Genomic DNA, 537 nt, shown 5'->3' with positions numbered 1-537 from the left:
CAATAATAGAATAAATAAGCAAACCATTTATACTTATAATATATTGATTTAAAGATAAATAAAATATAAAATATTATTTATTGTTTGTTGTAAATTCTCTGTCTTTAAATTCTTGATGAATACATAATAAAAAGATTAAAATTTAAAAATTAAATATTAGTATTATGAAATATTATGAAGAATTTTTAGAGTAGAATAGCAAAAATCGAATATCTAGAAATTTATGATAATTTAGATATAGAAAAAATGAAAGAAATTGTTCAAGAAAATATAGATTATTTAATAAAATTAAAAGGCGAAAAAGCTGTTGAAGAAGTAATTAATAATGATAAGTTAATTGAATATTTTCAAGAATTGATTAAAGTAAAAACTATTTTATATATTCCAAAAGAATTCATAACTTATATTTATTTAATTAAAGAAAGATTTGGTGGAAAAGTTTTGGAAGATTTGATAAGTATGTTAATAAAATATGAAAAAATATTTCAAATATCTACAAAATTTATAATAGAAACTATTGGAAAAAACATAGAAAAT

The sequence above is a fragment of the Candidatus Nanopusillus massiliensis genome (assembly GCF_920984865.1).
This window is presented reverse-complemented; position numbering follows the sequence as displayed.